Below are 24,730 nucleotides of genomic sequence, written 5' to 3'. Positions count from 1 at the left end.
TATTAAAGGTTCAGATTTACACCTAAAGTAAAGGTTCTAGCTACCGTATAGACGTTGCCAGTAGTACCAGCAAATGAACCAGAAACGTACATTCCACTTCTAGCAGACCACCATCCAAGGTTTTCTCCTGCTAGATAAACAGTAGCTGATTTCATTTTTAACTTATCCAACAATGGCTTAGGCACATTGTAAGACAAATTCACCGAGCGCAAATTGAGGTAGGAAGAAGATACCAACCATCTGTCTGATTGAACATCTGTTTGAGCAGCTCCTGTTACATCCATTTTTGGTACATCTGTGATGTCACCTGGCTGTTGCCATCTGTTCAATATATCTACATGTGCTGCTCCTCCATTTGGGTCTGCTCCCATTAAACTAGCATAAGCACCATCATAGATTGTTCCACCAAGAGAATAACTCAATAACACATTTAATGAAAATGCTTTGTATCTGAAAGTATTTCCGATACCACCAAATAGCTTAGGAATTGCATTTCCATTGAAATGGAATCTAGCATTTTGGAACCTTGTAGTCAAAGTATCAGCTCCAACAATTTTGATGTTGGCATCATCTGGATCGTACACGTCAGCTCTATAAAGACCTTCACCTGTCTCAGGATCTACTCCGTACCAGTCTCTCAACCAGAAATCGTAGATTCCTCTACCTACTACAAGCTTTTTCGTACCTGTAATTTGCTCTTCGAAAGGAAGTTCTTTGAACTCATTTTTGTAAGAAGAAGCGTTGATATTCGCATTCCAAGAAAAATCTCCTCTTCTCATCACTTCACCTTGGATATTGAATTCAAAGCCTTGATTAGCCATGGTACCAATATTTTGGAATACACTAGACAGACCAGTAGTCAAAGACAAAGGAACTGAGAACAACAAGTTTCTTGATTCTCTATTGAAGAATTCTAATGTACCTGAGAATCTTCTACCGAAGGCAAAATCAATACCTAAGTCATATGTTGCGTTAGTTTCCCACTCCAATTCTCTAGCAGATAATGAAGACTGGAATATACCTGGTTCAGTAGCGTTGTTGAAACCTAAGTCATAAAGTGCTTGCCATGGATAGAATCCACCCACACTGTTATTCCCTACTTCACCATAAGAAGCTCTCAGTTTCAACATTTGGAAGAAGTTAGAGCTAAAGAATGCTTCTTTGTCAATATTCCAAGCACCACCTACAGAGAAGAAAGTTCCCCATCTTGATTCAGGAGCGAATCTAGAAGAACCATCTCTTCTCAAAGAAGCAGAGAAGGAGTATTTATCATCGAACACATAATTTAATCTAGAGAAATAAGACTCAATTCTGTCTCTATCTACTCTACCGTTTGCAGAACTGATGGTTACAAAATTATCCAATTCAGTATTTCCAGCAAGAATTTGATCTTGTTTAGAAATAGTTTGTACTGCAAATGTATAGTCATAATTCTCGTGACCTGCCAACACTTCAACGAAATGCTTGTCATTAAATGTATTGGTATAAGACAAGAGTTGGTTGACCGTGAATGAGTTTGTACGGCTGTTGTTTCTTCTTGATCTACCAGCAGGAGCACCATCACCTACAATTGTATTGTCATATCCAATACTTAATAGAGACGTGAAGTCATTAGAAGCATTAATTCTAAAGGTGAAATTTTTCAAGAAAGAAGCTTCTACATAAAATCTTGTAGATACGGCGTCTCTATCAAAAAGGTCATCATTCAATAAAGTCTCCTGAACAACATGTCTTCCAGGGAATGAACCTGAACCTCTATTTGGCAACCCAAATTGAGTCAAATCACCTGTGTCAAAAATTCTATTTCCATCAGGATCCAAGATAAATCCACCTGTTTGCATATTTTGTGCATATACAGGATAGATAGGACCTACTGCTCTAGCAGTAAAGAATGGGTTCACAAAAGAAGAACCTCCATCAGCACGAGCATTGTTACCATCACTCATAGTTGCTGATAAGTTAATTCCAGTTTTCAACCAGTCAGTAGCTTGCGTATTGATATTAATACGACCAGTGAATCTTTCGAAATCAGACTTTAAAATGTAACCATCTTCTTTCAAGTAGTTGATAGAAGTATAAAAATCAGTTCTATCTGAAGCACCTGAATAAGTCATGTTGTATTCACTTCTGATTCCTGTACGCTCGATTTCGTCCCACCAGTTAAGGCCTTCGAAATTATTAACTGCATTAGGATTCAATTGGCCATCCACACCTACTACTTGATCATTTGGCACATTGTAAATGTTGTACCCTAGTACATTGATCAATTCATTTGAAGCAAACTGAGCAGCAGGGCCTGGTTCAATACCTTGACCCAATTGAGAATTTCTCAAAGCTTCCCACTGAAGTGGATAGTATTGATCTGCATTGACTCTATCATACTCTGGAAGAGCTCTTGAAGAAGTCCCTTGCTGACCTTTGAAGCTGAAATTTGATTTTCCTTTAGTACCTTTTTTAGTTGTGATCATGATCACACCATTAGCTGCTCTTGATCCATAAAGTGCAGCAGAAGAAGCATCTTTCAATACCGTCATATCTGCAATATCTTCAGGGTTCAAATTTGAAAGGTTACCGTCAAAAGGAACACCATCAACCACATATAAAGGTGAAGATGACGCATTAACAGAACCAACTCCTCTAATTCTCACTGCAGGAGTAGATCCTGGCTGACCGTTAGCTGAAGTTGTGATTACACCTGCTACTTGACCTTCGATTGCGTTTACCACGTTGTTGATTGGTCTATTAGCAATTTGATCACCTTTCAATGCTACCGCAGAACCAGTAAAGTTTCCTTTGTCGGCAGTACCATAAGCTGTAATGATCACTTCTTCCAGATTTTGTGTGTCTGGATTTAGGGTAACATTTAAGATTGATCTGTTACCTACTACTTCTTGATAAGTAGTGTAACCAATAAAACTAAAAACAAGGGTAGCATTGTCACCTTGTACCGCGATGGAGAACTCTCCATCTAAATCTGTATTACACCAGTAGTTGTACCTTTTAAGACAACGTTTACACCTGGCAATCCTGCTGGCTCCTCCTCTGAAATTACCTTACCTGTCACAATTCGCGTTTGCGACCATGCCATCGAGATAGTGAAGAGCACTAAGACGAAACTTAGTAAACCTTTTCTCATAAATATTGTGGGATTAATTTAATAAATTAAAGATTGATCACTCGACCAACCCCAATTAAAGTTGCCTAATTATAATAGAGGTTTTTGAAAAATTTCACAAATATTAACATCATTAGGTAAAAATTTATGTGCTTTTTATTTCAATGGTGCTGAATGCTTGAATTTTGGCTTAAACTAAAATCAACTGCGGAAAACTAAAAAACCAAAGTGTTCATATATGGTCAAATTATCGTTTTTGACACTAATTTGAAATTATAGAGACAGCAAAACATTTTATGATAAGAAACTCATTTTGATCAGAGGTTATCAAATAAGTCGGGCTTTTCTCTATTTTAGCATTTAGAAAATAAACTCATAAAAATAAGATGTATCTATTGAAAAGAATATTGAGCGTTGCATTGGTCATGCTCATCTGTATGGGAGCTTCTGCTCAAAATAAAAAGAAAGTAAGTTTAGAAGATGTTTTTAAATCCAATACTTTCTCTTCCAAGTCTGTGTATGGGATCAATTGGATGAATGATGGTCAGTATTATAGTTCCCTAGTCCGAGGAGCTAATAGCTCGTCTGTAGTCAAAATCAATGTAGCTTCAGGCAAAGAAGAAAAAACATTAATTGATGGCTCAAAAATAGGCGTAAACTTTTCCTCCTACAGTTTCAATTCAGATGAAACAAAAGCACTTATTGCTTCCTCTACTGAAAGAATATACAGAAGGTCAAGTAAAAGTGTCTATCACGTAGTCGATCTGGAAACTGGAGATGCCCAACTTCTAGTCAATGGCGAGAAAATCATGTATGCAAGTCTTTCTCCAGACAATGATAAAGTAGCTTATGTGAAGGACAATAACCTGTTTTTCGTTGAATTGGCAAGTAATAAAATCACCCAAGTGACACAAGATGGAAAATGGAATCAAATAATAAATGGTTCTGCAGATTGGGTTTATGAAGAGGAGTTTTCTATGGCCAAAGCTTTTGATTGGTCACCTGATGGGAAAAAATTGGCATTTATCCGATTTGATGAAACTGATGTTCCCGAATTCAATATGCAAACATGGGGAGAACTTTATCCTCAGGATTACAAATTCAAATATCCTAAAGCTGGAGAGAAAAATGCAGAAGTGAGCATACATGTTTATGATTTAGCATCACAAAAAATCGTAAATGTAGATTCAGGAGATGAAAAGGACATCTATCTTCCTAGAATTTACTGGACCAATAATACTAATACTTTGGCCTTTTTGAGATTGAACAGGCTGCAGAATCAGCTTGACTTGTTTTATGCAAATACTGCTACAGGAGAAAGTCAACTGGTCTTGCAGGAGAAATCTGATACCTATGTGGATTTAAATTACAATGACAATCTCTATTTTTTGAAGGACAATAAAGGCTTTATCAGAACTTCTGAGCAAGATGGGTTCAAGCATATTTATCATCATGAGGAAAATGGTAAGCTGATTCGTCAGATTACTTCCGGCAACTGGGAAGTAAGCAGCATGGTTGGCGTTGATGAAAATGCAAACAAGATCTACTTTGTTTCTACGGAAGCTTCACCTTTGGAAAGAAACTTATATGTCATCAATCTGAATGGCAAAAACAAAAAAATCCTAACTGCAGAAAAAGGCACCCATTCTGTGAACATGAGTAAGGATTTCAAATATTTTATTGGATATCACAGCGATGCAAATTCTCCTTCAAAAGTCACTTTAAACCAAGCTTCAGGTAAGCAATTACAAGTTTTGGAAGATAATCAGGATTTAAAGGATAGATTGAAAAATTTTGCCATCTCTGAGAAGGAGTTTTTCGATTTCCAAACGGTGGAAGGCACTTCTTTAAATGCCTACATGATTAAGCCTTCCGATTTTGATCCTGCAAAAAAATATCCTGTATTGATGTATGTATATGGAGGTCCAGGTTCCCAAAATGTAACCAATTCCTGGGGTGGCACACGTGATTTCTGGCATCATCATCTTGCCGCTGAAGGCTACATTGTAGTTTGTGTAGACAACAGAGGCACAGGAGCAAGAGGTAGAGATTTCAAACACAGTACTTACGCCAATTTGGGTAAAATTGAAGTAGAAGATCAGATTGCTGGAGCTAGGTATTTGGGAACTTTGCCTTATGTTGATAAAGGAAGAATTGGAATTTGGGGCTGGTCTTATGGTGGCTATATGTCGTCGCTATCTTTAATGATCGGAAATGATGTATTCAAATCTGCTATTGCAGTCGCTCCCGTTACTACTTGGAGATATTATGACACGATCTATACTGAGCGATATTTACAAACTCCGCAACTTAATGCTGCCGGATATGATGATAACAGTCCTATAACGCATGTGAATAAACTGAAGGGCAACTTACTGCTGATCCACGGAACAGGTGATGATAATGTTCATTTTCAAAATGCAGTTGATTTAGTTGATGCGTTGATCAAGGCAGATAAGCAGTTTGATTCTTTTTACTACCCAAACAGAAATCATGGCATCTCAGGTGGAAATACGAGTTGGCACCTTTATAATATGATGACTGATTTTATCAAGAATAAATTATAAAAATGATTACCGCAATGACACTAACAAGTAAATCTAACGCTTGAAATTGTGCGGATAAAATTAATAGAATGGCTTTGATTGCATAATATAATTCCGCAATCAAGGCCATTGTTTTTTTAAAAATCTTATCAAATTGCATTTAAAGGATTAAATACCTATCTTTTTTGTTCAAACCCTAAACACCCCACTATGAAAGAAAGATTAAATACATCCATCCAATCTTTAAGTTTGATCCTTGTAGCTGCCGGTTTGGCTTGGGTGGTTTGGTCCGGTGATACGACCATGAAGCAAATGCTCACATATTTAATTATTGTGGTTGCATTTATTGAGATTTTAAGTTTGTATTTGGTCAATAAAATCTACCCTGAGAGTCATACTTCCTTTAAAATGGGGTCGATCGCTTCCCTATTTATTCTTTTGGGAATAAAATCTATGGCTCCTGGTTTTTTTATCCCATTGACGATCGCGGTTTTTGCAGTGAATTTTCTTTATAATTTTTATACAAACAACAAGAGAAGAACAGGCACTTTCAAGAGACGTGCTAGTAAAAAGATGAAGATGCGCTAAGTAGGGCGTGCTGAAAAATGCCATTTGTATAGTTAATTGTATTATTTTGAATGAATAGTCTGTTTATTATGCGTAAGGTTTATCAGCAAGTGCAAGCTTTTGAGTTGAAATAGGGTGTTTTTGATAATGCTAAAAATTTCAATATTAGAAATTTTTAGCCTAGTCTCAGGCATACCATCTTCTGTATTGGACTCATTCGAAGTATAAACATACATCTTCATTCGTCCGCTTTGAACCTGGCATACCTGAGACTTTTTCAGCAAGCCCTAAGTAAATTCTGATAGTGCTGTGATCGGCACATTATTTGATTTTAGGGTATTTAAGAATTTTATACCCATGAAAAAATTAGTACTTATAATTTTATTATCCCTCCCTTTCAATCTTTTTGCACAAGCCAAGCTTGATAAAATGTTGCAAGACCGACAGACCTTACATCAACAATGGCAAAATTCAGAGAGCAAAAAATCAGGTATTTTTGGCAATAGGACAAAGAAAGACATGATCGAAACCAATAATTGGATGGAAAGAATCATCCAAAAAGACAATCAAATCATGGAAGAATTGCGCATGCTCAATGACATTGAAAAGACAGAGATAACCTACGAGAAAAATGATTATAAGTTCATCTCACAAAAGCAGGAAAGAGAAATCGCAACATTGAAAAGAGCCTTGCAGGAAAAAGATTCTGAAATCGTAGAAAAGAATTCTGATAAAAGATCTTATGAATGGACCACGCTTATTTTCTTCCTATCGACACTTACATTTGGCTATCTGTATTGGAAAAAAGTGAAGGGAAATTTTAACAATTAAAAAAATTGCCCACGGTCGAAAATAAATCAACTGTGGGCAATTTGGATTTTGCTTGATTTTTTTTTTGTATTAATAAAATCAGCAGTTTATTTTAACCTGGCAATTGGCGTTTTTCCTCCTTTGGTTTTTTGATCCATACTAATCAATACTTCTGCATCTAAGGGCAAAAACACATCAACTCTCGATCCGAATTTGATAAATCCGAATTCTCCACATTGTTGCAAAGGGGAACCATCTGCGACATACCATTTTATTCTGCGAGCCAATGCTCCGGCAATTTGTCGGACGAGGATTTTTGTTCCCTCGGCATTTTTGATCACCATTGTCGTTCTTTCATTTTCAAAACTCGATTTTGGATGCCAAGCGACTAAATATTTCCCTGGATGATATTTGAAGTACTCTACTATTCCAGCCATTGGTGAGCGGTTTACATGCACATTGAAGGGAGACATAAATATCGAAATCTGCTTTCTTTTCTCCTTCAAATACTCATCTTCAACAGTTTCCTCAATCACAACAACCTTACCATCAGCGGGCGCATATATCATCCCATCATCTTGTCTTACAGGAACAAATGGATTTCTGAAGAATTGTAAAACTATCAGGTAAAATCCTAGGCTGATAATTAAAGCTAAGTTTAAAAGAACTTCCTGTCCTGGGAAATAATAATATAGTGCATAATTCCCTGCTGAAAGAATTATCAGCAACCAAAATAACAAAGACCTTCCCTCTCGATGTATTGACATAATATATGTATTTCTTAATGTAAAAAGGTGTGAAAGTTTGACTCTCACACCTCAAATATAATAAACTTTCTTTTGAAGGTTTTAGAAGCCTCCTCTGAAAGTATAAGTCTTCGCTACTTTATCGATTGCTACAATGTATGCAGCAATTCTCATAGGCACATCATATTTGATAGATGCTTCATAGACATGGTCAAAGGCATCCTTCATGATTCTGTCAGACCTTCGATTGACTCTTTCAGCTGTCCATTTGTAACCTAATCTATTTTGAACCCACTCAAAGTAAGAAACTGTCACACCACCTGCGTTTGCTAAAATATCAGGCACAGCCATAATTCCTTTTTCATTGATGATAGCATCTGCTTTTGCTGAGGTTGGTCCATTCGCACCTTCCACGATTAGCTTCGCTTTGATTCTGTCCACATTGTGTATAGTAATCACATCTTCTACAGCTGCTGGCACCAATACATCTACCTCAAGCTCCAAAAGATCCATCGCATTTGCTAATTTTTCAGCACCTTTGAAGCCTTCTAAAGTCCCGTTGTTTCCATCTCTGTAAGCAATAGCCTCTTGAATATTGATTCCATTTTCATTATGATAAGCTCCTGAGATATCAGAAATTGCTACGATCTTCAAACCCCTTTCTTCTAAAAGAAGGGAAGCCCAAGAACCCACATTTCCAAAACCTTGAACAGCGCAAGTTGCTTGAAAAGGATTGATTTTCAGTTTTTGCATCGCTGCCAAAGCTGAAACCATTACCCCTCTACCAGTCGCTTCAGTTCTTCCAAGAGAACCTCCCAAAACAAGCGGTTTTCCTGTTACTACTGCATTGACAGTCATGCCATGTGCTTTAGAATATTCATCCATCAGCCAAGCCATTTCTCTTGGCCCTGTTCCCATATCTGGGGCCGGGATATCTTTGTCCGGTCCGAATACGTCGATCATTGCGAGTGTGTATGCTCTCATCAATCTTTCGATCTCGCCTTTGGACATTTCTCGTGGATTACACTTTACGCCACCTTTACCACCACCATAAGGGATGTCAACTACCGCACATTTCCATGTCATCCATGCTGCAAGTGCTTTTACTTCATCCAAATGCACATCTGGAGCAAATCGGATTCCTCCTTTGGCAGGGCCAAGGATATTGGAATGAATCACACGAATCCCTTCAAAAACCTGGATTTTTCCATTGTCCATGGTGATTGGTAGGGATACGATAACTTGTTTTGCGGGGTTTTTCAGGACATTGTAAACTTCTTCTGAGAGTCCTAGTTTTTCAGCTGCAAGGTTAAACCTTTCCATCATTGACTCCAAAGGATTTTCTGCATCCTTAATTGGGGCCGGTTCAATGTAAGCCATATTTGGGTTTCTTTAGTTGAGCTTTGAATTATAATACAATATTAAGGAGTATTTTTAATATCAGATAGGCATTTTTAAAAGATTTTCAAAAATGCAGCTATAAATGGTGCCGATAATAACAAACCGTCAAAACGATCCATAAATCCACCATGTCCAGGAAGAATTTTTCCTGAATCTTTGATCTCAATACTTCGCTTAAAAAGTGACTCGATCAAGTCACCATAAGTACCTGCAATGATGATAATCGCAGCGATGCAAAACCATTGCCATTCTTCAAGAGAAACAAAGTATTTACTCAAAATATAGGCAACCGTAAAGGCTAAAAGCACTCCTCCAAGAAATCCTTCCCAAGATTTTTTGGGAGAGACTCTTTCAAAAAGCTTCGTCTTTCCAAACTTTGTTCCAGCAAAATAGGCCCCAGAATCTGAAGCCCAAAGAATAACTAAAGAACCTATGATGATTTCGTAATGAAATGTACCGTCAACAGAAAAGGCTGCCAAATTCAATAGAGAAAAGGGTACAGCAACATAAAAAATCCCTAAAAAGGTAAAAGCAACTCCAGTAAAAGGTTTTTTGTCTGATTTTCTATACAACTTGATGAAGAATACCAAAGCTACCAAAGGAAATATCAGGAAATAATATTTATCCTCAAGATGCTTTAGCTCTATCAGAAAGGTCAAGGTGAAAATGGCTACTCCAAGAAAAGTTCCAAAACTCTTCAGAGGAAGCATGCCGTCCAAGCCTGATAGTTTATAAAACTCCATTTGTGAAAATATAAGAATTGTACCAAAAATGATGAAATAAAGCCATTCGCTATAATAAGAGCCAGCTACAATTGCTGATGCACCAATAAGGCCCGTTATCACCCTTTGCCCAAGGTTACTGTAATTATTGATATTAAATCTTGATCTTAACTTAAAAGGTGACCTCATCTTGGATGATTTTTGTTGCTATTGAAGAATTCTCTTTTTGCACCATGACTTCACAATATCCGTGAATTTTATATGCAGACTCCTTTCTGTCGAGAATCACTGCCCCAATCCCATGAGACTCCAGGACTCCCTTCACAATCTCAGCACGGACGGGTGAAGCATCTTCAAATATCTTAATCCAATTCTCCATTCGTAATTTGAGTTTTATTTTTCTCTTTGAAAATTCTTAATCCTAACAACAATATCAACAAGCCAAGCAGAGCCAAGGGAATTGACACCTCATCCGCTTCTTCGATATCAAAGTTAACTTTACCCAATTTATTCAAATAAACCAAAATTACGGTCACTGTATTGTTGAGTATATGTGCCACAATGGGATAAATTAAGCTGCCTGAATATAGATATAAATATCCGAATATTGCTCCTAAGAGCATTCTTGGAAAGAATCCATAAAACTGAAAATGTATAGCAGAAAAAATAAATGCTGTCAGCCATATCCCGACATGAGCATTGCCTGTGTATGCATGAAGCTTAGGTTGTAGCACTCCTCGAAAGAAAAATTCTTCCCCCAATCCTGCACAAACTCCGATTACTAAAACGCCCATCAAGAATTCTGGAAATGAATCGAAATCTGTAATATATTTCGTCAAATCCATGGCAGCATCTTCCATAGCTCTCATTTTTACTTCTAGTCCAGACAAAAACTCAGGGAAATGGACATTAGAATTCCAATCGATCAATAAGCTATTGAATAACATTCCTCCGAGCATCACCATGATCATAATCATCAATGAAGTGAACCTAAATCTCTGCAATTGCTGTTTCCAACCTAAATTGGCTTTATCTATCAATTTGGCTATCAATAAAGCTGCAAAGAAAAAACCCAGACCAGCACCAAGTCCTTGAACAAATAGAAGTGCTATTCGAGCATTTGGATTTGTACTTTGACCGCTCAAAATAGCCATAAATTCATCTAAAGGAACTCCAAATAATGGAGGGACAAGCACGAGAGCAATGCCTTGAAGAACAGCCATTACTCCGAAAGTCACAAGAAGAATAATAATTAATGATAATAACCAGTTACTTTTGCTGGCAATTGAGGCTCGGGTTTTATAAATCTCCATAATTGCCGTAAATTTACAAGATTAAATAGATTTCAGAAGTGGTAAAGATAGGAAACTTAGAATTAGGGGAATTTCCCTTGCTTTTGGCTCCAATGGAAGATGTGAGTGATCCACCTTTCAGGGCTGTATGCAAGGAGAATGGTGCGGATTTGATGTACACAGAATTTATCAGCTCAGAAGGCTTGATTCGTGATGCGGCGAAGAGTGTTCAGAAGTTGGATATTTTTGATTATGAAAAACCAATCGGAATTCAAATTTTCGGAAATGACATTGAATCCATGCAGGAGGCAGCTGCAATTGCAGCAGAAGCGGGTCCTGATATTTTGGATATTAATTATGGTTGTCCTGTCAATAAAGTAGCTTGTAAAGGTGCTGGTGCTGGAATACTCTTGGATATCGATAAGATGGTCTCCATGACAGCTGAGATCGTAAAAGCTGTCAATATTCCAGTTACCGTGAAAACCCGATTGGGTTGGTCACAAGACACGATCAGAATTGTGGAAGTTGCTGAACGTCTTCAGGATGTAGGCATCCAAGCGATTAGTATCCACGCACGTACAAGACAACAAATGTATAAAGGTGAAGCAGACTGGTCTTATTTGAACTTGGTAAAAGCGAACCCGAGATTATATATTCCAGTATTTGGCAATGGTGATATTGATTCCCCACAAAAAGCGAAAGAATATAAAGAAAAATACAATGTAGATGGTATGATGATCGGCAGAGCTTCCATAGGCTACCCTTGGATTTTCAATGAAATTAAGCATTTTTTGGCTACAGGCGAAATGCTAGAAGCTCCTGCCTTAGAAGAAAGAATCAATGTCACTAAAAAGCATCTTGATTTTTCTGTTCAATGGAAAGGCGAAAAGCAAGGCATACTTGAAATGCGCAGGCATTATACCAATTACTTTAGAGGAATGCCTAACTTCAAACCATTCCGAACGGACATGGTCACAGCTGATACTTACGAACAAGTGTCAGCAATCTTAGATCAAGTGGCTGAGGTCTATGCAGATTATCAGTTTCAATAATTCACCTATTCTCATTTTCAATAATCACTTATGTCCCGAGATATACAAGCCGAAGGAGCCTTAAAAGCTTGGGGCTTTTTGATTTTACTTGCCTTAATTTGGGGAAGTTCATTTATATTGATCAAACGAGGTCTAGAAGTATTTTCCCCAGGTGAGGTTGGAGCTTTTCGAATCGTGGCGGCAGGAATGGTTCTTCTTCCACTTTCCCTTCCAAGGCTCAAAAGCTTGAATAAAAAGCAGGTCAAAAACCTGATTATTGTTGGTTTCGTTGGGAGTTTTATCCCAGCTTTTCTATTTGCAAAAGCTCAAACTCAACTCAGCAGTTCGCTTACAGGAGTCTTCAATGCCATGACACCACTATTTGTAGTCATTATTGGAGCGTTGTTTTTTGGTGCTAGAATTACGAGAAGGAATACCTTAGGCTTATTTATTGCATTTCTTGGGGTAGTCTTACTACTGATTGTAAAAGAAGGTTCTGGCATCGGGACATTTTCAGACATCAATTCTTATGCGTTTTTTGTTCTTCTTGCTTGTGCTTGTTATGGAGTGAATTTAAACATCATCAAATATAGATTCGTAGAGCTAAAACCTGTGGCTATCACAGCAATTTCGCTTTTGATGGTTTTGCCAATTGCATTGATTTATTTATTCGCCTTTACGGACTTTTCTTTTAAACTCACTCATGCAGAAGGAGCCATGGAAGCAGCTGGTTATATTACGCTTTTAGGCGTAGTGGGAACAGCACTAGCTTTAATCCTATTCAACATCATGGTTAAAGTAGCCACTCCCGTTTTTGCAAGTTCGGTCACTTATCTCATTCCGATTGTGGCAATTATGTGGGGTCTTTTTGACGGAGAGGTTTTACTCTTAGGTCATTATATTGGAATCGTAGCCGTGATTTTTGGTGTGTGGGTTGGGAATCGACGATAAATTAATCCTCAGACTTCAACCTTTTTCTCCATGCGTATGCTAGCATAGGAAGTTGCTGATAGCTCAATACGCCGGCTTTTACACCTTGGGTTTTAAGAAAAATGTCATTTGATTTCCTGCTCAATTCTAAATTGAAAGGCTTATACAAAGCGGCATTTTTACTAATTGAAGTCAAATCATTTCTAATTCCAGCAGGAATAGTTCTGTAAAAATGTGTATAAAGCTCTTGAGACATCCTATACAAATCATTCATTTGATAGCGAAGTAATTTCAATTGAGCAGAGTATTGTAAAAGTGCATCATCGCTATTAGAACCAATTACCCAAGCAATGAAATTCGCCTCCCCTTCGTCTGTCACCCCATAGCTATGCGCCATTTCGTGAGCAATAGTAAAAGGTTTTTCCAACGGATGTAATGTTGGATCAATGTAGCTCTCTCCTGTAAAAGGAAAATAAATCCCCAAAATCCCCATTTTTCGCATAAATCCAGCAGGATAAAACTGCTTCGTCCTTGGCTCTCCTGTGAAGTTCATTCCTAGCAGATACAAATGCTCTCGCATATTGGCTCTAACGAGTTTTTCTAGGTCATTATAATCCATGATCGATTCTATAGCCGCTGTATCTTCTTGTATATTTGATCTCAATTGATTGAGGATGTTTCGTGTGAGTTCTATTTCAGTAATCAGTTGCTCCTCATTGATGGCAGTAGGTTTCATTCCAATTTGCTCGAAAACAGGTATTCGTTGATAGTTGAAACCCCATAAAACCAAGAAAAAGAAAATTAAGGCTCCGAGATAATTGAAAAGAGACCTAATCGTAAATCCCAACTTGTTCTTCCATCCGATTTTCTTCTTAAAATAGAAAATAAAAATTCCAAGAAAGAGAAAAACAGAGGCGATGAATATGTAAACTGTCGCAAAAGGAAGCTTGGAAAGCGTCAAATCAATAACGTTTCTGACCCCAGGAAAAAATCTTCTAGAATAAAATTCTTCTGTCAACTCAGGGGACTTAAGCGCAAAATGCCTGATCAGAATACTGATCAGGCCTAAGATTGTCCAAGTCCAATTTCCTCGAAACATGGCGATTAAACGCCTTGCGCTTGTACTTCCTTCACTTCTGGAAGCATACGTGTCAATAGATTCTGAATGCCAGCTTTCAAAGTTACTGTACTTGATGGACATCCTGAGCAACTGCCTTGCAGCAATACTTTGACGATTCCATCTTGAAAACTATGGAACACAATAGCACCGCCATCTTGTTCTACCGCAGGTCTGATATACTCATCTAATATCCCTTTGATTTTCTTCACTACTTCAGAATCATTTTCATCAAAAAGTGGGTCTTTGTCAAAGTCAGCATTTACAGGAGCTTTGCCTGACTCCAAATAAGTTTTAATGTGATTTCTTACGATATCCTGAAGCTCAAGCCATTCTACCTCTTCTTTCTTCGTCACCGTCACAAAATTGGAGGCAATGAAGACACGGTCAACAGCAGCAAAATTGAATAATTCATGTGCCAAAGGAGAGTTTTCGGTACTTTCCTGATTTGGGTAATCAAAACTCACACCTTCATCTGCCAACATAAAATTCACGACAAATTTCAATGAATTTGGATTTGGATTGGCTTCCATATAGATGGTAGTCGGTCTCTTCTGCGTTTGTAACATAATCTGATTATTGATTTTGAAGTATGATTGGATAACAGCTGTCAGGCTATTTAGTTCCCATTATGGCTTTTTTTGCCATTTAGGTTTGATAATCTGAAAAAGATAACTCAGTGTAAATTCTAAATTAGTTGAAGTCATATCAAAAACCCGGTTTTGTGTTTCGGGTCTATTGAAATCGTAAGAAAAACGGACTTCGCCTGCTAGAGTGCTTTTTCCAAAAAGCTTGGACAATCCTGCCCCCGCAGAAAGACCGTAGAGAAATTTTCGTGGACGATCTTCTATCCCACCATAGGTCGGCAAAACTCCTGGAGTTTCGTACTCACGGATAGGGTCTGCGGCATTGAGCATGTAACCAAAGTGCGTTCCTATCTTGATATGAAACCTGCCCTTGTTGCCAAAATAGAAATTGGACATAAAAGGCACTTTAATAAATTCGAATGTAGTCTGATTCGTTTGATCGAGTGTATCCCTCTGTGTGTATCCTAATTGCAAATACTGAATTTCGATCTGTGCACCTGCATTTTTGGCTAAAAACTGTTCAATGACCAAACTATACGTCGGGGCAGTTATACCACCAGTACGTGTCACAGGAGATCCGGGCCTGAATCTGTAACTATAATTTGAAGAAGAATAGCCTCCACGGAAGCCTATACTTGTCTGTGCGAGAAGATTCTCACTCAGGGTCCCCAAAAATAGAAGTAAAAAAAGGGTGAAAGTTTTATGCATTTTCACCTATTTATTTCTTTTTACCCTTTTTGATATCGTCGATATCTTCTCTGTCTTTCAATTTCTTGTCTTCTACATTGTTATTCAAAAACTCGTTGAGTTTGTCAATGGGGAAGCTGCTAGAAATCTCTCCAAAAGAATCTATGTTCATGTGAAACCCTTCGAGGTCTTTATGGACTTTAGGGCTTTCTACTTTTTTTGATTTCTTTGCCATCCTATTTAGTATTTAAAATGAAAGTGGCTTTTTGAAAACCACTTTCAGTATTCTAATTAATCTTGAACTTGTAACGTTTCTAACGCAAAAGTTATTCTTTTAGCTAATTCTTCCTTACCAATGATTGCAAAAACCGCCATCAAATCTGGCCCAGCGCCTACTCCAGTCACTGCTAATCGAACTGCTTGCATCACTTTACCAAATTTAATTTCATTTTCTTCGGCAGAAGCTTCTAGTAAGGATTTTGCTCTTTCCGGCGTAAACTCTTCTCTGTCTTTTACCAGCTTTTCTTTATAAGCATTCAATACGATAACGACATCAGAATTCCATTTTTTGGAAGCAATGTTTTCATCAAAACTAGTCGGAGCGATCAGCATAAATTTACCTTCATTCCAAAGATCAGAAGGGAAGGTCGCTCTTTCTTTCATGATTGCTGCTATTTGAGCAGCTTTTTTGGAATCGATAGTCAATCCTTCTTTTTCAACATCTGCGATAAGGAAAGTTGCCAATTCTTCATCAGACTTATTTCTGAGGTATTGTTCATTGAACCATTTGGCCTTATTGATGTCAAATTTTGTTCCTGATTTTCCTATCCTTTCGATAGAAAAAGCTTCAACCAATTCCTCCAAAGAGAAAATTTCTCTATGGTCACCAGGATTCCAACCTAAGAATGCTAGAAAATTTAAGAATGCATCAGGAAGGTAACCTTCCTCCATAAATCCACTCGCTTTGTCTCCCGTATTTGGGTCTGTCCAATCCATGGGGAAAATTGGAAAACCATGTTTGTCAGCATCTCTTTTGGATAGCTTTCCGTTCCCGTCAGGCTTCAACAAAAGTGGTAAATGTGCAAACTGAGGCATGGTATCTTCCCAACCAAAATATTTGTAAAGTAATACATGAAGTGGTGCAGATGGCAACCATTCTTCTCCTCGAATTACATGAGTGATTCCCATCAAATGATCATCTACGATGTTTGCCAAGTGATACGTAGGCATTCCGTCTGACTTCATCAGCACTTTATCATCTAAAGTATTGGAATGAACCATTACCCATCCACGGATCATGTCGTTCAATCTCACCTCTTCTTTTCTAGGGATTTTGATACGAATCACATAAGGGTCGCCAGAGGCCAATCTTTCCTTTACTTCATCTTCTGGAAGTGTAAGGGAATTTTTCATTTGGGTTCTGGTGATTGAGTTATATTGAGGAGATACTACCCTAGCAGCTGTCAATCTTTCTCGCATCGCATCCAACTCTTCCGAGGTATCAAATGCATAATATGCATGTCCCTTTTCCACTAAGTCCAAAGCATATTGCATGTACATTGGCTTTCTCTCGGACTGTCTGTAAGGACCACAATCTCCAGGGTTCCAAGGGCTCTCTTCTGGAGAAATTCCTAGCCATTCCAAAGATTTTTGAATATATTCTTCGGCTCCGGGAACAAACCTTGTTTGGTCGGTATCTTCAATTCTCAAAAGAAACTTACCACCCATTTTCTTGGCAAAAAGGTAATTGTAAAGGGCAGTTCTTACTCCGCCAATATGTAAAGCTCCTGTTGGAGAGGGTGCAAATCTTACGCGTACTTCTCTATTCATTTGATGTGATTTTCTGATTTGTTGAAAATTTAGTGTCTTCAATTGAAAATACTCTAAATATCAATCCACAAAGATAAGGAAATCATACAGTCAAACCTTATTTTTTTCCAAAGGATAAAGGGAAATAGTGTGTATTACAATTCACTAGACAATTATATTGAAATCTACTATGAAGATGGGGTATTTAGCAAAATCATGGTTTTCAAGCCAGGAAGTGCAAAGGTAAAAGTTGGGGATACAGTATGTCCTGGCGATCCTATTGCAGAATCATCAGGAGAAAACTACGGAACTGATCCGCATGTACGAATGGTCCAAAGTAAATTGGTCAAAACAGATGACTTAGTGACTCGCTCCTATACCGAAGTGTCACTAAGAGGAACAGTTGGCCTACCAATTCAAGTCAAAGACAGAATAGAAATATTGGTTGAATATCCTGATGACTTCATCATGCTAGAACTGACTAAAAAAGAAAAGAAAAAGTATTTACTTAAGTAGCTAGCTATTGAAGTTAGCTTAAGAATAAAACCAAAAAAGGAAACCTGTTTGGGTTTCCTTTTTTTACCTAACGAGAAAAAGCGCTTATGCGTCTTAACTTGTTCTGATTTTCTTTCTGATTTTGGCAGCTTTACCTTGACGTCCTCTCAAGTAGAACAATCTAGCTCTTCTCACTCTACCTTCTCTTAACAATTCGATTTTCTCGATTGATGGAGAAAGGATTGGGAAGATTCTTTCTACTCCGATTCCATTAGAAATTTTTCTTACAGTGAAAGTTTCACCGTTAGTATTTACATTTTTTCTTTGGATTACAGTACCTTGAAACTGCTGAACACGCTCTTTGTTACCTTCTTTGATCTTTACGTGAACATTGATGGTATCACCTGCCTTGAAAGAAGGGAAAGAAGCTCTCAGCTCTTTATATTCCGCTTCTACAAATTTAATTAGTTCGCTCATAGCTGTATATTTTATGTGCTTGTAGCAACCACACCTCGGTGCAGCCGTCTGTTGAATTCATTTATTTAATGCTTGATGCTTTTATCGCCGATTAGAAATCTTTTCCTTCCATTAGGTCGGGTCTTCTTTCTTTAGTACGGCGAACCGATTGCTCAAACCTCCATTCGTCGATTTTTGCTTGATGACCTGACAATAGTAGCTCGGGCACTTCCATTCCATCATAAACTGCTGGTCTGGTGTACACTGGAGGGGCTAATAGTCCATCTTGAAATGAGTCTGTCAATGCTGAAGTTTCATCATTGAGTACTCCCGGGATCAAACGAATGATGGCGTCAGTCAATACTGCTGCTGCCAACTCTCCTCCTGAAAGGACAAAATCTCCAATACTAATTTCTTTAGTAATAAATCTTTGTCTTACCCTTTCATCCACACCTTTATAATGTCCACAGAGCATGATCATATTACCTTTTAGAGAAAGTTCATTCGCCATGTTTTGGTTGAATGTCTCTCCATCAGGAGTCAAATAAATGACTTCATCATATTCTCGTTCACTTTTAAGGGCTTCGATGATGTGCGCTATAGGTTCGATCATCATAACCATTCCAGCACCACCTCCAAAAGCATAGTCATCGACTTGCTTTTTTTTATTGTTGCTGTAGTCTCTCAGGTTGTGTACCCTGACTGAAGCTAAACCTTTGTCTTCGGCTCTTTTGAGAATCGAATGGGCAAATGGTCCATCTAACAATCCGGGAACTACTGTGATGATGTCTATGCGCATCTTTAGTCCTCTAAATATATGTCAAGTAAGCCATCGGGAAGCAAACAGAAAACTTTCTTCTCTGCTTTGTCAACTTTTTGAATAATTCCATCCTGAATTGGTATCAAGACTTCCTTTTCCTTGTAGTCAACCCCGATCAAATCTTGTGTTTGAAGGTCATAGATAATTTTGATCTCTCCGATTACTCCGAGATTTTCATCTATGACTTCATATCCTATCAATTCATGGAAGTAGTACTGATCCTCGTCCAATTCTGCTAATGCTGTCAATGGAAGGTATAATTCCGATCCAACAAGTTTTTCAGCATCGTCCATGGTATCATGATCTTCAAATTTTGCAAGCGCCTTATTGTTGGGTTGCAAATCAAAATACTCAAGAAAATAAGGAACAAGTCTGGATTTTTGATCAATAAAGACATGTTTTAAGTCTTCATATTCTTCTGGATAATCCACATCCAATACTACAGTAACACCACCATGGAGTCCATGAACTTTAGAAATATAGCCCAATTGAAAGCAATTGTCTTTGTTCATGGTAATGTAGGATATTAAGCTTGAGTTTCTTCACCTTCAGCAGAAGCTTCAGGAGATTCAGGTGCTACATCTTCTGTAGCAGCAGGTGCTTCAGCAGCAGCAGCCTCAGCGGCAGCAGCAGCTTTCGCTTCATCTTCTCTTGCCTTGATTGCATCAAGTCTAGCCTGATTTTTGGCTGTTTCAGCATCAAGCGCTTTTTGACGAGCATCAGCTTTCGCTTGTGTCAATATATCCACCTTACCAGTGATTGCCTGCTCTTTTGTAGCTTTCCAAGCTTCGAATTTGCTATCTGCATCTTCTTGTGAAATTGCACCTTTCAAAACACCAATTTGAAGGTGTTTTTGTAACAATACTCCTCTATAAGAAAGCATTGCTTTTACTGTGTCTGAAGGCTGTGCACCGTTCAACAACCATTTTAGAGCTCGCTCATTGTTGATGTTGATAGATGCAGGGTCAGTGTTTGGGTTATACGTACCCAATTTCTCGATAAAGCGTCCATCTCGTGGAGCTCTAGCATCAGCTACTACTACGTCATAGATGGCCATTCTTTTTCTACCTCTACGCGCTAATCTGATTTTAACTGCCATATTATATTGATATTTAGTGAATTGATGGATCTCGTCCATCGTAATTTTTGGACTGCAAAGATAGGGTTTTTAATTTGAAAGTCACAAGTAGCCAACAATATATTTGCTTGGATGCGAGATTTTGAGTTAAATTGGGACTTCGATGGTAATGTGATGGGAGAGACGAGATGTGAAACGCGAGAGATGAAATACGAGAGACAAGAAGCAAGAGTTAAGAATCAAGTAGTAAGCTTTGCAAGTTTGTATATTTCGTAACGATGTAACAAAGACTGAAAATATATGGCTGCGTAGTTCAATGGATAGAACAAGCGTTTCCTAAACGCTAGATCTAGGTTCGATCCCTAGCGCGGCTACTTTTATCTTCATTTAAAGCATTTAGAAGGGTTTTTTATAAAAAAGCACAATAGTATTACGAAAAAAGTACAACAACATCTTTACTACTAACGACTTAATTGATAAAGATCTTTTTACAATCATCCCTAATTTTTTCAAATTCTTTAATTCTTCACATGTGATAAGGTTGATATTCCAACAATAAATTCCTCCCATTCATTAAATCATTGAAATAAAACTCGTACCTTCCTTACAAATCTTAAGATCATGGCAAAAGAACACACCGCAAAAAAAGCCGAAAAGAAAAAACCTGAGAAGAACTTGAAGGAAAAGAGAGCTGAAAAAAAAGCTAAGCAAGAAGATAAGAAAAAAAGAGACTAACCATTTTATTTTTTCCTTATAGCTTAGGCCAAACAAAAAAAGAGGCTGTCTCAAAAGTAAATTTGAATAAATTTAAATTTTAAAAACAGCCTAATTTAGCAATAGAGGCCGATTTTCAACAAATCGGCTTCTTATTTTTTGAACTCTAGTCAAAAAGCATGGTTTATTACTCTATCTGATTTGGTGATGTTTCTCTTATATTTTTGATTTAAATCTTCCCGAAAATGATAATTATGCTGCTTTTGCTGCCTTTCTGGAAAGGTTGTGAGCGATTGCATGAAGACCTGTTTCAATTTCCACCTTTTCCAGTCCCCTGAGCACATACCTCTTCATCCCCTTGTTTTGCTTAAGGTGTCCGAATACAGGTTCGACGTCTGTGGCCCGCTGCTTTCTTTTTTGGATTCCCTCGGGAGAGGTCAGCTTTTGTTTTGCTTCTGATTTATACCGTTCCAATGCCCTGTTGACTTCAATGGTTTTGTTTCCCTTTCCCGGCCTGCAGGAAGCAGCCAAAGGACATCCCACACATTTTGATGCCGTATATCTTGCGTATTCTTGTTTGTATCCTGTCGCTGTTGTCCTGGTTCTGGTACCGTTCCTTTCCATTGGCTGTCCCATCGGGCAGATATACCTGTCCTTTTGGCTGTCGTAATACAGGTTTTCAAGTAGTCTGTATTCCCTGTTTTTCCTGTTTTCTTCTCTGAGTTCCTTATGGAAGTAATTATACTTTACATAAGCTGATGTACCGTTCTGCTCGAGGGCGGCATAGTTTTCCTCGCTTCCGTACCCCGCATCGGCAGTCAGTGTTTCGGGGTAAGCTCCGTACATCTGCCGATAGGCATTCATATGTGGGATAAGTGTGGTGGTATCGTTGGGTTTTTGGTGCAGGGTATAGTTGACCACAAAGTGTCCGTGGGTACTGAGCTGAAGGTTATAGCCGGGTTTAAGCTGCCCGTTTTTCATGTGATCTTCCTTCATCCGCATAAAAGTGGCATCTTCATCAGTTTTTGAATAGCTGTTGCGTTCCTGTAAGGTCTCCTCCTTCTGTTCATATTCGGCAAGCTTTCCTGGCCAGTTTTTCTCTGCATACCTGAGCTTCTGTCTCACTTTGGGATCAACTTCTTTGCCCTGTAGTGCCGTGTTGATCTTCTCTACGGTTTCAAGTACTTTTTGGGGACTGGGATTCTCAAACTTCTCTTCGGGCTGTCCGAGTTCTTCCTTTGCCGTTTCGGCAGCGTAATCCCAGAGCTCCTGAAGCTGCTTTGCAATCCTCTCCCTGCTCTTCTTGACAGCCTTTCCCCAGACAAAGGTGTACCTGTTGGCGTTGGCCTCTATTTTAGTCCCGTCTGTATAAACGTCTTTTATGTCCAGAAGCCCTTCGTCGTAAAGCATGAGCACTACCTGTGAAAAAATCTCCCGGATCACTTCACGGAGCTTTTCCCCCCGGAAACGGTTGATGGTATTATGGTCGGGTCGCTGCATGCCCGAGAGCCACATGAAACCGATATTTTCACGGACAGCTTTCTCAAGCTTACGGGAGGAATAGCAGTTTTCCAGATAACCGTATATTAGTACCTTCAACAGCATACGGGGATGGTAACTGCTCGCTCCCATATTGCTGTACTGCGAAAAGATCGGCTGGATGTTTATCTTGTCTACGACCGTGCTGACTACACGGACGGGATGCTCTGATGGAAGAAGGTCACCCAAATTGTGGGGAAGGAGCATCAACTGGTTGTGATCATAGTCTTTAAAGACTATATTTGAGTTTTGTTTTTGCACACCTCAAAATAACAATTTTGAGTTAAACAAGAAAAAGGCTACCCGAGAAATTTGGTAGCCTTTCATTTTTTTTAAAAAGAGACTTATGAGACAGCCTCTTTTTTGTTTTATAATTCCATTCATTAAAGCCCAAAAGCTTTCTTGATTTTTTCTACATAATCTAATTTTTCCCAAGTGAAAAGTTCAACATCCAAATTGATAGATTTCCCGTCAGGAGTGTAAAAGGTTTTGTTCACCACTTCATTGGTTCTACCCATATGACCATAGGCTGCTGTCTCTTCATAGATTGGGTTTCTTAATTTCAATCTTTGCTCAATGGCATAAGGCCTCATGTCAAATAACTCTTCAACTTTTTTGGCTATAGCTCCATCGGATAAACCAACTTTTGCAGTACCATAAGTATTGACATAGATCCCCATTGGTTTTGCAACGCCAATTGCATAAGAAACTTGAACAAGAATTTCATCAGCGACTTCAGCAGCTACCATATTTTTTGCGATATGCCTAGTCGCATACGCTGCAGACCTATCTACTTTAGAAGGATCTTTTCCAGAGAATGCACCACCTCCGTGTGCTCCTTTTCCTCCGTAAGTATCTACGATGATTTTTCTACCTGTCAAACCTGTATCTCCATGCGGTCCACCGATTACAAATTTCCCGGTTGGGTTGATATGGTAAGTGATTTGATCTGTGAAAAGCGCTTGAATTTCTGGTTTCAACTGTGCCTTCACTCTTGGAATCAAAATCTTAATCAAATCCTCTTTGATCTTCGCAAGCATGGTTGGTTCATCGGCGAAATCGTCATGCTGCGTAGAAATAACGATGGCGTCAATTCTCTGCGGCTGATTGTCATCAGAATACTCGATTGTTACTTGCGACTTGGAATCAGGTCTCAAGTATTTGATCACATCATTTTCTCTTCTCAGATTTGACAATTCCTTCAAAATTCTATGGGAAAGATCAAGTGCCAAAGGCATGAAGTTTTCAGTTTCTTTAGTTGCATAACCAAACATCATTCCCTGATCACCAGCACCTTGTTCTTCTGGACTTTGACGATCTACACCTTGATTGATGTCAGGAGACTGTTCGTGAATAGCAGACAAAACACCACAAGAACTCCCGTCAAACATGTATTCACTTTTAGTGTAACCAATCCTATTGATCACATCTCTAGCGATTTTTTGAACATCTAAGTAGGTATCTGACTTCACTTCTCCGGCAAGGATTACTTGTCCAGTGGTAACCAAAGTTTCGCAAGCAACCTTTGACCTTGGATCAAAAGCTAAAAAATTATCAATCAAGGCGTCAGAAATTTGATCCGAAATCTTGTCAGGGTGTCCCTCAGATACTGATTCTGAGGTAAATAAATATGGCATATTGTTATTTCTTTTTTACAAACTTTAAATAGTGCGTAAAAATAAGGTTTCAAAGGGAAATAAAAAACCTGAAATTACGAGATATAAGAAGTATCACATTAGAACAGAAGATACTTTATCTTTTCTGTTCGTTATTAATTCATAAATTTGATCTCAAATTCAAAATATAACTCTTGAATGAAAAAATTAACAGTATTCTTATTTGCCGGATTTCTACTTTTGAGTAGTATGAAAAGTGTAGAGCCGGATATGTGGGCTTTGTTTTCCAAAACAAAGTTTGTTGAAAAACTTAATGATGAATTTGGGATGTATTTTCTATATCCAAAATTTCCGGAAGAATTGATAGAATTTGAAGGAAAGATCGTGACTGTTTCTGGCTTTTACATTCCACTGGAAATGAACGCTTCTAATATTGCTGTTTTATCAAAATTCCCAATGGCCGAATGCTTCTTTTGCGGTGGGGCAGGTCCCGAAAGTATCGTGGTCGGTTATTTGAAAAATAAGCCAAATAGAACTATCAAAACTGACGAAATAGTAAAAGTTAGGGGGAAATTAAAGCTTAATGAAAAAGATATCGACGAGCTTAATTTTATCCTTCAAGATGCTGAGATTATCATGGACTAAAGTGCAG

The 24,730-nt window shown here is 38.3% G+C and carries 25 protein-coding genes and 1 tRNA gene; 9 read left to right on the top strand and 17 right to left on the bottom strand.

What is annotated here, in order from left to right:
• Positions 1-2: 2 nt before the first annotated feature.
• Positions 3-2,954 carry a SusC/RagA family TonB-linked outer membrane protein gene (locus tag BELBA_RS06170; RefSeq protein ID WP_245531166.1) on the bottom strand — a complete coding sequence of 984 codons (2,952 nt, stop codon included), beginning with the start codon at positions 2,952-2,954 and terminating at the stop codon, positions 3-5.
• A gap of 547 nt (positions 2,955-3,501) precedes the next feature.
• Between BELBA_RS06170 and BELBA_RS06165 the strand changes: the two genes are divergently transcribed.
• The 3 genes from BELBA_RS06165 (at position 3,502) to BELBA_RS06155 (ending at position 7,059) form a co-directional block, all read left to right on the top strand.
• Positions 3,502-5,682, top strand: a complete 2,181-nt coding sequence (locus tag BELBA_RS06165; protein ID WP_014771882.1) for a S9 family peptidase — start codon at positions 3,502-3,504, stop codon at positions 5,680-5,682.
• Between the two features lie 189 nt (positions 5,683-5,871).
• Positions 5,872-6,249, top strand: coding sequence for a hypothetical protein (locus BELBA_RS06160; protein WP_014771880.1), 378 nt, complete (start codon positions 5,872-5,874; stop codon positions 6,247-6,249).
• 336 nt (positions 6,250-6,585) lie between these two features.
• Positions 6,586-7,059, top strand: a complete 474-nt coding sequence (locus tag BELBA_RS06155; protein ID WP_014771879.1) for a hypothetical protein — start codon at positions 6,586-6,588, stop codon at positions 7,057-7,059.
• Between the two features lie 86 nt (positions 7,060-7,145).
• Here the strand turns inward: BELBA_RS06155 and BELBA_RS06150 are convergent, their stop codons facing one another.
• From BELBA_RS06150 to BELBA_RS06130, 5 genes are all read right to left on the bottom strand, one after another.
• Complete coding sequence (locus BELBA_RS06150) at positions 7,146-7,805, bottom strand: phosphatidylserine decarboxylase family protein (RefSeq protein WP_014771878.1); 660 nt, start codon at positions 7,803-7,805, stop codon at positions 7,146-7,148.
• 81 nt (positions 7,806-7,886) lie between these two features.
• Positions 7,887-9,164 carry a Glu/Leu/Phe/Val family dehydrogenase gene (locus BELBA_RS06145; protein WP_014771877.1) on the bottom strand — a complete coding sequence of 426 codons (1,278 nt, stop codon included), beginning with the start codon at positions 9,162-9,164 and terminating at the stop codon, positions 7,887-7,889.
• 74 nt (positions 9,165-9,238) lie between these two features.
• Positions 9,239-10,096 (bottom strand): phosphatidate cytidylyltransferase, encoded by an 858-nt coding sequence (locus BELBA_RS06140; protein ID WP_014771876.1) that lies wholly within the window; start codon positions 10,094-10,096, stop codon positions 9,239-9,241.
• Positions 10,080-10,286: a putative signal transducing protein gene (locus BELBA_RS06135; RefSeq protein ID WP_014771875.1), complete on the bottom strand. Its 207-nt coding sequence runs from the start codon at positions 10,284-10,286 to the stop codon at positions 10,080-10,082. The genes BELBA_RS06140 and BELBA_RS06135 overlap by 17 nt, the downstream gene beginning before the upstream one ends.
• Complete coding sequence (locus tag BELBA_RS06130; protein WP_014771874.1) at positions 10,270-11,220, bottom strand: CPBP family intramembrane glutamic endopeptidase; 951 nt, start codon at positions 11,218-11,220, stop codon at positions 10,270-10,272. Before BELBA_RS06130 ends, BELBA_RS06135 begins: the two co-directional genes overlap by 17 nt.
• 38 nt (positions 11,221-11,258) lie before the next feature.
• Between BELBA_RS06130 and dusB the strand changes: the two genes are divergently transcribed.
• Both dusB and BELBA_RS06120 read left to right on the top strand, forming a co-directional pair.
• The gene (gene dusB / locus BELBA_RS06125) at positions 11,259-12,251 is read left to right on the top strand and encodes a tRNA dihydrouridine synthase DusB (protein WP_014771873.1); all 993 of its coding nucleotides are present in this window, start codon (positions 11,259-11,261) and stop codon (positions 12,249-12,251) included.
• A gap of 30 nt (positions 12,252-12,281) precedes the next feature.
• Positions 12,282-13,181: a DMT family transporter gene (locus BELBA_RS06120; protein WP_014771872.1), complete on the top strand. Its 900-nt coding sequence runs from the start codon at positions 12,282-12,284 to the stop codon at positions 13,179-13,181.
• A 1-nt stretch (position 13,182) separates the two neighbouring features.
• Here BELBA_RS06120 and BELBA_RS06115 read toward each other — a convergent pair whose 3' ends face one another.
• Genes BELBA_RS06115 through gltX form a run of 5 tightly spaced genes read right to left on the bottom strand, consistent with a single transcriptional unit; the run spans position 13,183 to position 17,381 of the window.
• The gene (locus tag BELBA_RS06115) at positions 13,183-14,259 is read right to left on the bottom strand and encodes a DUF3810 domain-containing protein (RefSeq protein WP_014771871.1); all 1,077 of its coding nucleotides are present in this window, start codon (positions 14,257-14,259) and stop codon (positions 13,183-13,185) included.
• Between the two features lie 5 nt (positions 14,260-14,264).
• Positions 14,265-14,846: a NifU family protein gene (locus BELBA_RS06110; RefSeq protein ID WP_014771870.1), complete on the bottom strand. Its 582-nt coding sequence runs from the start codon at positions 14,844-14,846 to the stop codon at positions 14,265-14,267.
• A gap of 60 nt (positions 14,847-14,906) precedes the next feature.
• Positions 14,907-15,572 carry a porin family protein gene (locus BELBA_RS06105; RefSeq protein WP_014771869.1) on the bottom strand — a complete coding sequence of 222 codons (666 nt, stop codon included), beginning with the start codon at positions 15,570-15,572 and terminating at the stop codon, positions 14,907-14,909.
• 10 nt (positions 15,573-15,582) lie between these two features.
• A complete protein-coding gene (locus BELBA_RS06100) occupies positions 15,583-15,786 on the bottom strand; it encodes a hypothetical protein (protein WP_014771868.1) in 204 nt (67 codons plus the stop codon).
• Between the two features lie 56 nt (positions 15,787-15,842).
• Complete coding sequence (gene gltX, locus BELBA_RS06095) at positions 15,843-17,381, bottom strand: glutamate--tRNA ligase (protein WP_014771867.1); 1,539 nt, start codon at positions 17,379-17,381, stop codon at positions 15,843-15,845.
• Between the two features lie 129 nt (positions 17,382-17,510).
• Between gltX and BELBA_RS06090 the strand changes: the two genes are divergently transcribed.
• Positions 17,511-17,876 (top strand): M23 family metallopeptidase, encoded by a 366-nt coding sequence (locus BELBA_RS06090; RefSeq protein WP_041779257.1) that lies wholly within the window; start codon positions 17,511-17,513, stop codon positions 17,874-17,876.
• A 93-nt stretch (positions 17,877-17,969) separates the two neighbouring features.
• On the opposite strand, the gene rplS is transcribed toward BELBA_RS06090, so the two are convergent.
• The 4 genes from rplS to BELBA_RS06070 form a co-directional block, all read right to left on the bottom strand.
• Entirely contained in the window at positions 17,970-18,332 is a 363-nt protein-coding gene (rplS, locus tag BELBA_RS06085; RefSeq protein WP_014771866.1) for a 50S ribosomal protein L19, read from the bottom strand.
• Between the two features lie 91 nt (positions 18,333-18,423).
• Positions 18,424-19,110: a tRNA (guanosine(37)-N1)-methyltransferase TrmD gene (gene trmD, locus BELBA_RS06080; RefSeq protein ID WP_014771865.1), complete on the bottom strand. Its 687-nt coding sequence runs from the start codon at positions 19,108-19,110 to the stop codon at positions 18,424-18,426.
• A 2-nt stretch (positions 19,111-19,112) separates the two neighbouring features.
• The gene (rimM, locus tag BELBA_RS06075; protein WP_014771864.1) at positions 19,113-19,643 is read right to left on the bottom strand and encodes a ribosome maturation factor RimM; all 531 of its coding nucleotides are present in this window, start codon (positions 19,641-19,643) and stop codon (positions 19,113-19,115) included.
• 14 nt (positions 19,644-19,657) lie between these two features.
• Entirely contained in the window at positions 19,658-20,230 is a 573-nt protein-coding gene (locus BELBA_RS06070) for a 30S ribosomal protein S16 (protein ID WP_041779543.1), read from the bottom strand.
• 111 nt (positions 20,231-20,341) lie between these two features.
• Here BELBA_RS06070 and BELBA_RS19620 point away from each other — a divergent pair, with 111 nt between their 5' ends.
• Positions 20,342-20,485 carry a hypothetical protein gene (locus BELBA_RS19620; RefSeq protein ID WP_157466059.1) on the top strand — a complete coding sequence of 48 codons (144 nt, stop codon included), beginning with the start codon at positions 20,342-20,344 and terminating at the stop codon, positions 20,483-20,485.
• A gap of 26 nt (positions 20,486-20,511) precedes the next feature.
• Positions 20,512-20,583: transfer RNA gene (locus BELBA_RS06065), tRNA-Arg, on the top strand.
• A gap of 592 nt (positions 20,584-21,175) precedes the next feature.
• Here BELBA_RS06065 and BELBA_RS06060 read toward each other — a convergent pair.
• Positions 21,176-22,723 carry an IS1182 family transposase gene (locus BELBA_RS06060; RefSeq protein WP_014771756.1) on the bottom strand — a complete coding sequence of 516 codons (1,548 nt, stop codon included), beginning with the start codon at positions 22,721-22,723 and terminating at the stop codon, positions 21,176-21,178.
• Between the two features lie 122 nt (positions 22,724-22,845).
• Positions 22,846-24,099 (bottom strand): methionine adenosyltransferase, encoded by a 1,254-nt coding sequence (metK, locus tag BELBA_RS06055; protein WP_014771861.1) that lies wholly within the window; start codon positions 24,097-24,099, stop codon positions 22,846-22,848.
• Between the two features lie 177 nt (positions 24,100-24,276).
• Here metK and BELBA_RS06050 point away from each other — a divergent pair, with 177 nt between their 5' ends.
• Positions 24,277-24,723, top strand: a complete 447-nt coding sequence (locus tag BELBA_RS06050; protein WP_014771860.1) for a hypothetical protein — start codon at positions 24,277-24,279, stop codon at positions 24,721-24,723.
• The last annotated feature ends 7 nt before the right edge of the window (positions 24,724-24,730 follow it).

The organism is Belliella baltica DSM 15883, assembly GCF_000265405.1.
GTDB lineage: Bacteria > Bacteroidota > Bacteroidia > Cytophagales > Cyclobacteriaceae > Belliella > Belliella baltica.
This window is presented reverse-complemented; position numbering and strand designations above follow the sequence as displayed.

Coding starts and splice junctions, on each gene's coding strand:
- BELBA_RS06160 (WP_014771880.1), top strand. CDS start 5,872: ATGAAAGAAAGATTAAATACATCCATCCAATCTTTAAGTTTGATCCTT.
- BELBA_RS06050 (WP_014771860.1), top strand. CDS start 24,277: ATGAAAAAATTAACAGTATTCTTATTTGCCGGATTTCTACTTTTGAGT.
- gltX (WP_014771867.1), bottom strand. CDS start 17,381: ATGAATAGAGAAGTACGCGTAAGATTTGCACCCTCTCCAACAGGAGCT.
- BELBA_RS06145 (WP_014771877.1), bottom strand. CDS start 9,164: ATGGCTTACATTGAACCGGCCCCAATTAAGGATGCAGAAAATCCTTTG.
- rimM (WP_014771864.1), bottom strand. CDS start 19,643: ATGAACAAAGACAATTGCTTTCAATTGGGCTATATTTCTAAAGTTCAT.
- BELBA_RS06135 (WP_014771875.1), bottom strand. CDS start 10,286: ATGGAGAATTGGATTAAGATATTTGAAGATGCTTCACCCGTCCGTGCT.
- metK (WP_014771861.1), bottom strand. CDS start 24,099: ATGCCATATTTATTTACCTCAGAATCAGTATCTGAGGGACACCCTGAC.
- trmD (WP_014771865.1), bottom strand. CDS start 19,110: ATGCGCATAGACATCATCACAGTAGTTCCCGGATTGTTAGATGGACCA.
- BELBA_RS06155 (WP_014771879.1), top strand. CDS start 6,586: ATGAAAAAATTAGTACTTATAATTTTATTATCCCTCCCTTTCAATCTT.
- BELBA_RS06120 (WP_014771872.1), top strand. CDS start 12,282: ATGTCCCGAGATATACAAGCCGAAGGAGCCTTAAAAGCTTGGGGCTTT.
- BELBA_RS06115 (WP_014771871.1), bottom strand. CDS start 14,259: ATGTTTCGAGGAAATTGGACTTGGACAATCTTAGGCCTGATCAGTATT.
- BELBA_RS06105 (WP_014771869.1), bottom strand. CDS start 15,572: ATGCATAAAACTTTCACCCTTTTTTTACTTCTATTTTTGGGGACCCTG.
- BELBA_RS06165 (WP_014771882.1), top strand. CDS start 3,502: ATGTATCTATTGAAAAGAATATTGAGCGTTGCATTGGTCATGCTCATC.
- rplS (WP_014771866.1), bottom strand. CDS start 18,332: ATGAGCGAACTAATTAAATTTGTAGAAGCGGAATATAAAGAGCTGAGA.
- BELBA_RS06150 (WP_014771878.1), bottom strand. CDS start 7,805: ATGTCAATACATCGAGAGGGAAGGTCTTTGTTATTTTGGTTGCTGATA.
- BELBA_RS06110 (WP_014771870.1), bottom strand. CDS start 14,846: ATGTTACAAACGCAGAAGAGACCGACTACCATCTATATGGAAGCCAAT.
- BELBA_RS06070 (WP_041779543.1), bottom strand. CDS start 20,230: ATGGCAGTTAAAATCAGATTAGCGCGTAGAGGTAGAAAAAGAATGGCC.
- BELBA_RS19620 (WP_157466059.1), top strand. CDS start 20,342: ATGCGAGATTTTGAGTTAAATTGGGACTTCGATGGTAATGTGATGGGA.
- BELBA_RS06140 (WP_014771876.1), bottom strand. CDS start 10,096: ATGAGGTCACCTTTTAAGTTAAGATCAAGATTTAATATCAATAATTAC.
- BELBA_RS06100 (WP_014771868.1), bottom strand. CDS start 15,786: ATGGCAAAGAAATCAAAAAAAGTAGAAAGCCCTAAAGTCCATAAAGAC.
- BELBA_RS06130 (WP_014771874.1), bottom strand. CDS start 11,220: ATGGAGATTTATAAAACCCGAGCCTCAATTGCCAGCAAAAGTAACTGG.